Raw genomic sequence first — 8,949 nt, 5'->3', positions numbered from 1 at the left:
CCTTGTGGCGTCACTATCAGTGTCAAGGTCGAAGTAACAACATCAGAACTATCGGTGACCAGATAACTCACTGTAGGAACTGCACCAGAATAGTCAGGAGCGGGGGTAAAGGTGAAAGAGCCATCACTGTTGATGATCAGCGTACCAATGCCAGTAAGGGTCGATGTAACACCTGCGGGAACATCAATATTACTACCCCAGCTATAGCTGATGATGGATTGAGCCAAGGGACCATCCGGGTTGGAGCTGTTGGTCAAAAGATCACCACTGACAGGGTTATCTTCATCCATCGAAGATACTTCACTCTCATCCAACAAGAGATTAGTTAGTGGCTCCGGTTCTAACAGTGGTTCAGCCGCTTGCTCAGTGTTGATAATGGGTTCAGCCTGATAATTGGTATCAAAACCGGCCTCGGCAATGGTCGCATCACCGGTTCTATCAATGGTGACAAAGCCACCATTGCCGCTTGCTCCTGCTACCCCGCCAATACCACCGCCACCACCGGCAGCAGGTGCACCACCTGCTGCTGAAGCCTCAAAGTTTTGCGTCGGGTCAACGCCTTGCAAAATTGACTCTTGCAATGCAGCAATGTCAGAAGGAGCGCCCTCAGTGCTGGCACCACCTTGCGGTTGTCCCGGTTCTGCTAATTCGGAACCGGTGGGTACATTCTGCGCTGGTGTATCGTCATAGGGGGAAAGAACAAGCTTGGTATCATCCGCTATGGTCAATTTGGCACCGGGCTGGAGTATTTCCCCCTTTTGCAGGGGGCGACTGCTGCCATCAGCCAGCACAATCTCCACATTCCCTTCGATAGCTGAGACAACCACGGACTTGTCGATGATTTGGGTACGCATATCCATTGCTCCAACGTGACAGATCTTGATGTCTACACCGTAGAGGGAGATAACGTGCTTTTCCGTTGCAATAATCTATAGGTTTGACTGCCCTCAAACCGATATAGAGAATAAAATCGAAAGGTTATTTTTTCTTCATCAAAATCATAACGATACAAATGGAACCAAATAACACCCATATTAATTTGATAATAAAAAAATCAAAAAATATATTGTATTGATATAAAAAATGACCCCATTCGGGGCCATTTCTACAGTGCACATATCAATCAAGACAAGGGGAAAGCAGGATGCACAAATCCCTGATAACCATCGATATGCAACTTGGAAAGCAGTTCCACTTGATGTTGATCTTCGACGCGGGTTGCAATGGTGGTCACACCGGCATTGTGCGCAGCTCGGCACACTGCAGCCAAGAATGAGGTGTCAGCACCCGGCTCCATGACCTGACTGGTATAACCGTGATCCACCTTGACATAGGCAGGCGCTAACTCCTCCAGATAGCCCAGTGACTGGAAGTGACGGCCGTAGTGGTCAACCCCCCACTGGAAACCATGGACCTGCAATGCGCCTACCAAAGCGGCCACATGATCTTTGTGCTTCATAATGGCTGCCTCGGGTATCTCGAATAACAGCCGTTCTTTCAATTCGCCATGTTCGACCAGATAGTGCGTCAGCCAGGTCAAAAACTCATCCGAACAAAGCGAACCTGCCGTTATATTAATTGCCAGCACTAGATCCGCTTGTTTGTGCAGTAAGGGAACACATGCATCAAGTATTGCCTGATCAAAATCGCCCCCCAATTTGAACTGTTCGATGGCAGGCAAAAACTGACCGGCAAAATAGTCCGTGCCATCGCGAGAGATAGATGCAAACAACTCGGCATGCAATCTGGCCCCGTTATCAAATCGGCAAGCTGGCTGAGCCTTGAATCGCCAGAGGTGATGCGAAATAGCATCCTGAACCAAATCACGCCATGCCAAGCGCCCCATCAACCCCTGCTCGGCTCCCCCTTCCATGACAACAGCACCACGGCGCTCATTGCGCGCCTTGCCAAGCGCATTATCGGCTTTGGTCAACAAGGCAGAGAGATCATCATTGCCATCACGACCGGCAATACCGATGACGGAGAGCGCATCCCCTTCGCCCATTGGATTCACCACCAGATCGGCAATGCGGCTATTAATCACTTCAGCCAGCTCCTTTAGCTGAGTCAGATCGTCAGTTGGACAGAGTAGCGCATATTCCGTCGCGGAGATCCGTGCCAATGCTGCGCCATCCCACCCTTTTAATTGCTCTTTCAAAGCCTGAGCTATCGATTTGACCATGTTGTCGCGGGCAGCAAAGCCTTCGTCGCGATAGATATCATCCAGCATGTCGACCGCAACCAGCATGACGCCACCTTGGCCTGCCTCCGCGATCCATGCGTTTACCTGACCCACAAAATAAGCTCGGTTGCCAAGCCCCGACACGGCATCGACATAAACCCGCTCACGCAATTTCTCGGCCTCATCGGCTTGCTCTTTAAATTGCAACGCCAACTTGCTTGAGAGGGTGTTGATCGCCTGAACGACCTGCTTCAATTCATGGGTTTTAGGCTCTGGGATCGTATGACCGAAATGGTGCAGCTCAATCTCGACGGCTTGCTCACAGATCTGTTTGAGTGGCTTGAGCAAGTAGTTGAGCGCTCTCATCAACAAAATGGTGGTGATCAAAAAGCCGACTAGAAACCAGCTCGCCAGCTCACTCATCCCCCGCCACAACTCGTAATAAGCCTGGCCGGGGTGACCCACTACTCTTAATTTTCCAAGCTGCAACCAGCCAGATGTCAGAATTGACTCGTTGGATACCTCAGGAAACAGTCCCAAATTTACAAACCACCGCGGTACCCCCTGAATATTGTTGGTATTTTCCTGCTCGATGACATCCTTTGATGCCAGCAGATCAAGGCGAACCAGTCGATAATAGCCACCATCAAAAATGGCCTGGATCACCGACTCGGCACCGACCTTGTCACCGTTTTCCAGATAGGGGGTGAGCGCAAGCCCCAGCGAGGTTGCCGTATTGATGACCGTTGTTTCCTGTTGCTGCGCCAGATAAGTGCGGGTTGAATTGAATTGCACCCAGTATGTGGCCGCAAATAACAATCCAAACAGCAGCAGCATGGTGGCTAATAACTGTCGATAGAGCGTCATAGGTTAATCATCCAAATTCACCACTGGCCGAGCCAATCGCCCCGAGGTCATGCGATTGCGTAAATCATTCCATAATCCCAAGCGGGATGATTGACCAGCCAGTTCCCCTTGGCCTCGTGCCTTCATCAACCACAAGTGACTACCGTTAAAACTGTAAATAGGCACCAGATCACGCCGCTGTGTGGCTGGGCGAATCGAGCCTATCAAATTATCCAAAATAACCGGAACGGAAGAGGGTGTCTCATAATATGCCACCACCATGTGAAACTGGTTGTAATCAAGAGCCTTAACGTACACCATCCGCATTTTATCATCCGGGATCCCAAGCTCGAGCAGCGTAGAGTATTTGGCGATACTGAAATCTTCACAGTCTCCCCCAGCGGCTCCCAAAAATTCTAGCGGGGTTGCCCAATAATCCTTTTTGCGCCACAACTTGATATCGTCAATAAAACGCATCCGATTGAAAAAATTATTTACCCGCTCAAGCTTTTTTTCTTCGCTCAGGGCCCTGCCCTTCGTCTCCATGACCAGCATACGCCAACTAGTTACACGCTTGCCGGCTCTGGCGCCATAGGTCTGCTCCGCCCGTTTGATCAAGTTGAGATCTTCCTGTGGCAGAGGCTGACTGGCACAGAGCAGAAGTGAGAAGGGTAACAGCAGGATCCATAAGGAGTGGCGCAGAGCGCGTAGGGATCTGTATCTCCATTCATTAAGAAGATAACACCATCGGCTACCGGTTCCGCGCTGGAGTGTCACATCATATTCCTGCTGCATTATTACTGCTGCACTCCTCAAAGCTCGTACAACAACCTGCGTTAGCCAAACATGGTGACTGCCAGCAGCAGTCACCATGTTGGCGTTCATGATCCCTGCGGGATCATGAACAAACAGTTATTGCCTGGCCTGCCATTCAGCGGGTTGTTTGACGCTAAATGCATTGAGCAGACTGCCTGTCGCGTTGAGAATGCGATAGTCAGCCAGCAGTGCATCATACTCAGCGGTGATATAGCTGCGACGCGCCTCGAACAATTCGTTCTCGGTGTTCAATACGTCCAGCAATGTCCGTTGACCCAAACCAAACTGCTTCTTGTATGCCTGTACGGTGTCATAGCTGGCGTCAACATGCTCTTTCAGGAAGGTCTTCTGCTTGGCCAGCGACTCTTTCGCATTCCAGGCCAGACGAGTGCCTTCCTCAACTTGGCGAAACGCATTCAAATGAATGTCTTTCGCCTGAGAGTAGAGCGCCGATGTTGCATTGCTCTCTGCCACATCAGAACCGCCACGGAACAGGTTGTAACGCATCCGCACCATTGCGGTCAGATCATCGTTGCGCCCTTTTACCGCATCGATATCCTCATTCCAGTTCTGATCGACCTCGAATGTTACATTCGGGTAGAAACCGGATTTGGCGCCTTCATGTTGATACTTGGCCGCTTCGATATCCTGCAGGGAAGAGAGCAGGGTCGGGTGGACTTCGGTCGCCGTTTTCAGCGCACTATCGAGGCTGGCCGGGATAAGCTCGGTATTGGGAACCGGCTGTACCAGATCTTTTGGTACCTCGTTCACGACACGAATAAATTCACTCTCTGCGTCGCGATAGTTGTTTTCAGCAGCGGCCTGATTTGAATAGGCCCGGGCAACACGACCTTCAATCTGGGTCTGATCCGCAGTAGAGCCAAGCCCTGAATCAGTCCGCTTGCTGATGTCGCTGCGGATCTGTTCGTGGGTTTCCAGGTTTTGTTTGGAAAGCTCCAGGATCTCCTGCTGACGCAGCATATTGAGGTAGACCTCAGCTACCCGCAGCGCGGTATTTTCAGCTTCGGAGATCATCGCCAGACGCTGGGCATTGGCTTCAGCTTCGGTTCTGGAGACGTTGTTGCTGACATCAAAGCCATCAAACAACATTTGCCGCAGACTGAGTCCAGCCTCTTTGCGAGTCATGGAATCATCAATATTGCTGTTGGCACTGGCAGCGCGGGTAGAAGGGCTGTCAGTTTTTTCATAGCCTACGCCGCCACGCAGATCGATCGTAGGATAATAGCCACCCTTGGCTCCATCATGCTGATAGAGTCGTGCCTGATACAGATCAAACGCTTCCTTTATCTTGGGATGCGTAGCAAGTGTCTGTGCCACCGACTCTTCCAGAGTCTGGGCCTGACCCAAACTCGGGATCAGGATGCAGCCACTGACCAGCATGGCAACAATCGTTTTTTTCATGTTATCTCCAGTCATGTTTTGTTTTTAGATTGTTGGCTTATCGTTCTCTCAGTGCCGACTGCTTTGCCCGTAAAATCGGCTTAAGCAAATAGTCTAGGACACTTTTTTTACCAGTAATGATATCAGCACTGGCTAACATACCGGGGATGATGGGAAGTGCGTTAAGCTCATCGCCCAAGTAACTCTTCTCTGTCCGAACCCGAACCAGATAAAAGGAGTTTCCCTCCTCATCCTGGATCGAATCCGCACTTATCTGTTCAACCTTGCCATGCAATCCTCCATAGATTGTAAAGTCGTAGGCAGTAATTTTGACGATGGCATCCAGCCCCGGTCGCAGGAAGGCGATATCTTTCGGTGACACCTTGGCTTCTACCAGCAAGGTATCCTCCAACGGCACAATCTCCATCAAATCCATGCCGGGCTGAACCACGCCGCCCAGGGTGTTGATCTTGAGTTTTTTGATGGTGCCCTTGAGCGGAGCAATCACGCTGGTCCGGTCAACCCTGTCTCGCAAGCCAACCTGCCCTTCTGATAACTGGCCAAGCCGCCCCTGTTTCTCATTCAGTTCAGTCTGGGAGTCTGCTCTGAACTTCAGCGCAATATCATTACGTTTGGAGATGGTCTCACGCAGTACCGAATTGAGTTTTGGGATCAGCAGACGGTTGCTCTCCAGCTCCCCCTGCATCTCGTTGACCTGCCGCTCCAGCTTAATTAGCTCCACTTGAGGCACTATACCCTCTTTCGCCAGCGGACGGCTAATATTCAGTTCCTGTCTGGCCAAATCCACACTGCGATTCACGGTGCGGATCTTGGCATTCAGTTCAATCAGCTCCTGCTCTTTCTGTTCGATTTGCTGACCAAGAATATAGAGCTGGTTCTTCAGATTATTGAGGCGATCCCGCTGTACAGACCGCTCACGGTGTGCGTATTCGGCAAAGACGGTTTCATAACCATCGGGAAACTGGATTGGCGCTTCACCTACCACGACCTGTTCACGCCACCCCAGTGCCGGGTCGTTTTTCACCTCGACGCTGGCCATCTCGGCGCGCAGACGGGCCACATCCCCCTTGAGGGTGACGACCTCTTGCTCCCGTTCTCTAAAGTCGGAGCGGAAACGGGTGTCATCAATACGCAGCAGCGGCTGCCCCTTTTCGACGATGTCCCCCTCTTTGACGAAGATCTCTTTGACGATCCCCCCTTCCAGGTTCTGGATCACCTGCAGCTGACGGGACGGAATAACTTTGCCCTGACCCACGGTGACTTCATCCAGTTCGGCCCAGGCCGCCCAGACGATGGCACTCATGAAAAAGAGGAAACAGCACCACAACAGGATGCGAGCTCCGGTCGGCGTGGTCAGCAGTACAGCTGCCGCGCCGTCATCGACAAACTCCAGATGCTCGGGTGCTGGCAATACCTCGCCGGAAGGCGTCTTTTTGCTACGCTTGAACCAGTCCATGAGCCCCTTAACCATGGGACACCTCCTGCACGCGCACCTTGCCTTCTTTCAACTGCTGCAACACCACCTCTTTGGGGCCATCAGCAACGATCTGTCCCTGCTCGATAACGATCACTCGCGATGCCACATCCAGCATTGAGGTTTTGTGAGTGATGAGGATCAATGTGGTTTCCGGGCCCAGTCTGGCGAGCTCTTGCTTAACCTGCATCTCGGACTGGTTGTCCATGTTGGAGGTCGGCTCATCCATCACCAGAATGGGGGGATCATTGAGCAGGGCACGTGCCAGCAGGATCGACTGACGCTGGCCACCGGAGAGCTGACGGCCACCCTCGCCTATCTGCCGATCCAGCCCGTTGGGATCCCGGTTGGTAAAGTTGGTGACACCCGCCCGCTTGGCGGCGCGCAAGACTCTCACATCATCCACCAGCGGATTACCCAGCATGATGTTGTCCCGCACCGAGCCAAAGAAAAGAATGACATCTTGCGGGACACAACCAATATTGCGGCGGATTACCGCAGGTGGCAGTTGATCGAGTTCAAAACCGTCGATACGTACCGAGCCATCGGTCGGTCGATAAAGTCCCATCAACAACTTCTCGAGGGTCGTTTTACCCGCCCCAATCCGGCCGATAATCGCCACCTTTTCGCCCGGCTGAATGCGCAAATTGATATTGTGCAGGGTGCTGGTTTCCATTCCCGGATATTTGAAGGAGACATTTTCGAATTCAATTCGACCGGCAATCACCGGATGATGGATATATTGCTTGCCCTCCTCCTGCTCTCCCGGGGTTTGCATGATTTTTTCCAGAATATCCAGTGCAGATTTGGCCTGGTTATAACGGGTCGACAACACGGAGAGTTGCACCATAGGCGCAATGGCGCGGCTGGAGAGCATCACGGCGGCAATCATGCCCCCCATGGTGACCAAACCTTCCGAGATCTGGTAAACACCGACGATTACCAGACCGACCGTCACCACCTGCTGGATATAACTGGCCAATGAGGACATGGAGTTGGTAATGCGGCGGGTCTGTACGCCCCAGGTGGAAATATGGGAGACGGCCTGCTCCCAGCGATGCTGGAACATACTCTCGGCGCCGAAAATCTTGACGGTTTCCAGCCCGGAAATACTTTCAATCAGGTTGGCGTTCTTCTGGGACGCAAGGCGTGACCCTTCTTCGATGGACTGCTTGAGGGGCTCCTGAATATAGAAGCTGTAGGCGATGAGGATCAGCATGGCGATGATGGGAACCACCACCATTACGCCTGCAAACATCCAGATAATAAAAAGGAAGAAGACGGCAAAGGGCAGATCGATAAGAGTAGAAACCGTTGCGGAGGTGAAAAACTCCCGCACCGACTCAAATTCCTGCAGATGTTTGGCGAAAGCACCGGTGGAAGCAGGACGAGACTCCATCCTCATGCCCATCACCTTGGCGAAAATCTTGGCGGACAGTAGCACATCAGACTTTTTGCCAGCGATATCGATAAAGTAACTGCGCAACTGCCGCATCACAAAATCAAAGGTAAAGACCACCATGGCCCCGACCGCCAGCACCCAGAGCGAATCAAACGCCAGATTGGGTACAATCTTGTCATAGACGTTCATGGTGAAAAGAGGGCTGGCGATGGCAAACAGGTTGATCAGAATGGAGGCGATCAGCACATCGCGATAGATACCGCGGGATTCGAACAAGGTGCTCCAGAACCAGTGTCCATCACGGGTTTCCAGCACCTTGGGAGAGCGCTCGTCAAACTTGAACTGCTTCTTTACATAGAAGAGGCGCCCCAGATACTCATCACCCAATTGGGCTGCGGTCAGCCATTGCGCGGCATCACCGGCCTGCGGGAAAATCACTTTCCCCTGGCTGCGATCTTCGTTCCACTCCAGCAATATGCAGGCGCCGCCACTGCGCATCTGCAATACACAAGGCAGCAGCAAGGGAGAGATATCAGCCAGTGGCTGTATCACTTCACGGGCGGATAACCCGCCCCGCTCGGCAGCACGGCAAAAGAGTGCGGTTGTCAGGCGTCCGGAGACCAGTGGCAACCCGGTCGTCAGGGCATCCTGGCTGTTGGGCACACCATAAAAACGGGTCAAGAAGACCAGACACTCCAATAACTCATCAATACGACTTGTTTCTGCTTGCATAGCATCCTGTCACTGCATAAATGAGGTAGATAAGAGCGTTCATCGCTCATATTTCCCTGCTATAGCCACGCTAAA

General features: G+C 52.1%; 6 protein-coding genes. All 6 read right to left on the bottom strand.

Features of this window, described 5'->3' with window-relative positions; all coding sequences use genetic code 11:
- The coding region (locus LRL22_RS07255) for a retention module-containing protein (RefSeq protein WP_270905064.1) at nt 1-854 on the bottom strand (854 nt) is incomplete at its 3' end.
- A 269-nt stretch (nt 855-1,123) separates the two neighbouring features.
- Complete coding sequence (locus tag LRL22_RS07250) at nt 1,124-3,049, bottom strand: EAL domain-containing protein (RefSeq protein WP_270905063.1); 1,926 nt, start codon at nt 3,047-3,049, stop codon at nt 1,124-1,126.
- Nucleotides 3,050-3,052: 3 nt separating this feature from the next.
- Nucleotides 3,053-3,805, bottom strand: coding sequence for a transglutaminase-like cysteine peptidase (locus LRL22_RS07245; protein WP_005350994.1), 753 nt, complete (start codon nt 3,803-3,805; stop codon nt 3,053-3,055).
- Between the two features lie 135 nt (nt 3,806-3,940).
- Nucleotides 3,941-5,266, bottom strand: coding sequence for a TolC family outer membrane protein (locus tag LRL22_RS07240; protein ID WP_043819337.1), 1,326 nt, complete (start codon nt 5,264-5,266; stop codon nt 3,941-3,943).
- 37 nt (nt 5,267-5,303) lie between these two features.
- On the bottom strand, nt 5,304-6,737 hold the full coding sequence (locus LRL22_RS07235) for an HlyD family type I secretion periplasmic adaptor subunit (protein WP_005350982.1): 1,434 nt from the start codon (nt 6,735-6,737) through the stop codon (nt 5,304-5,306).
- Nucleotides 6,730-8,874 (bottom strand): type I secretion system permease/ATPase, encoded by a 2,145-nt coding sequence (locus LRL22_RS07230; protein ID WP_236290408.1) that lies wholly within the window; start codon nt 8,872-8,874, stop codon nt 6,730-6,732. The genes LRL22_RS07235 and LRL22_RS07230 overlap by 8 nt, the downstream gene beginning before the upstream one ends.
- Nucleotides 8,875-8,949: the final 75 nt, after the last annotated feature.

It is taken from the genome of Aeromonas sp. PI_26, from assembly GCF_027854445.1.
Taxonomy (GTDB): Bacteria; Pseudomonadota; Gammaproteobacteria; order Enterobacterales; family Aeromonadaceae; genus Aeromonas; species Aeromonas veronii.
Note: the sequence above shows the minus strand (reverse complement) of the source record. Positions and strands in the feature narration are given on the sequence as shown.